Genomic DNA, 1,503 nt, shown 5'->3' on the forward strand with positions numbered 1-1,503 from the left:
AATCGCAGCGCGGCGGCTTTCAAGAAACGGTGGCAGAGAGAGGCTCTCTCCCAGACTTTCCATTGGCTCATCGCTTGCAAAGCCCGGCCCGTCTGTCGCGATTTCAAACAACACACCATTGCCTTCGCGGAAATAGAGCGAGCGGAAATAAAACCGGTCGATCTCGCCGGAAGAGCGGATCTTGTGGTCATTCAGCACACGCAGCCATTCCTGCATACCGGCTTCATCCGGTGTGCGAAACGCGACGTGATGGGCAGCACCTGCACCTTGTTGCGCGGCAGGCAGATCAGGCTGCACAGCTACATGCAGTTCAGCCGCCGGTCCGCCTTCACCCATTTCATAAACATGGACATGACCCTGACCATCCGGTGAGGCATAGTCGCGGATTTTGCGTATATTCATCAGTTTGATGAGAAACGGCTCTGTATATTTCAGATCCGGCACACTGATCGTGATCGGGCCGAGGCCGCGGATCTGATGATCTGTGGGAACAAGGCTTTTCTCCCAAGGATGCGATTCACCGGTTTTACCGTCGTCCAGCAAACGGAAACGCTGACCTTCGAAATCCTCAAAATCCAGAGAGGCGCGTCCGTCGATGAGCTGAATATCACCAGCCTGAACATGCGCATCACTCAGTCGCTTACGCCAATATTCCAGCGAGTCCTGACCGGAAACGCGCAATCCAGTGCGGCTGATGGAATGGGTGCCGCGTTTTTCCGGCGCAGTCGGCCAGTCGAAGAAAGTGAGATCAGAGCCGGGGGAGGCCTGACCGTCGGCGTAAAACAGGTGATAGGCACTGGTATCATCCTGATTGACGGTTTTCTTGACCAGTCGCATCCCGAGAAGATCAGTGTAGAATTTCTTGTTTTCTTTCGCCTGTGCGGTGATCGCAGTCAGGTGATGAATACCTGTCAGGTTGGGTGACATCATATCCTCCTATACCGGTTTGCAGATTGGAATGATCCGGCTTGTTGATCTTCCATATAGGGCGCTGCCTTGCCGGAAACAGGGACAAAGTCAGGACACTGCGTCTTGCGGGCGGGGCGGGTTCTGCTGCCGATGCTGTTGGCATGCAGCTATGCGGAATATTCCCTTCATATAGCTGAGATACGCCGCTGTTATCAGAAGGAAAAACGAGAGAGATTATGAGTTCTGTTGAAAGCCTTCTGCATACATTCGCCAGTCTCACGGCCGCGTTTATACTCGGCGGTATGATTGGTTTTGAGCGGCAATGGCGGCAAAGGCTTGCAGGGCTGCGCACCAATACGCTTGTGGCGCTTGGCGCCGCTACTTTCGTGCTTTTTGCCTCGCTGGTTGACGGTGATACCAGCCCGACGCGCGTGGCGGCACAGATCGTTTCCGGTATCGGCTTTCTGGGCGCAGGTATCATTTTCAAAGAAGGTTTTAATGTTCGCGGGCTGAATACCGCCGCGACTTTATGGTGCTCGGCGGCAGTCGGTGTTATGTGCGGCGCGGGTTTTTATCTCCATGCAGCGATTTCCC

The 1,503-nt window shown here is 54.5% G+C and carries 2 protein-coding genes; one reads left to right on the top strand and one right to left on the bottom strand.

The window, feature by feature from the left end:
• The coding region (locus A918_RS0109050; RefSeq protein WP_028233593.1) for a VOC family protein at positions 1–927 on the bottom strand (927 nt) is incomplete at its 3' end.
• A gap of 218 nt (positions 928–1,145) precedes the next feature.
• Here A918_RS0109050 and A918_RS0109055 point away from each other — a divergent pair.
• On the top strand, positions 1,146–1,503 hold a 358-nt coding region (locus A918_RS0109055; protein ID WP_022710758.1), incomplete at its 3' end, for an MgtC/SapB family protein.

This window comes from Pseudochrobactrum sp. AO18b, assembly GCF_000409565.1.
GTDB classification, from domain to species: domain Bacteria; phylum Pseudomonadota; class Alphaproteobacteria; order Rhizobiales; family Rhizobiaceae; genus Pseudochrobactrum; species Pseudochrobactrum saccharolyticum.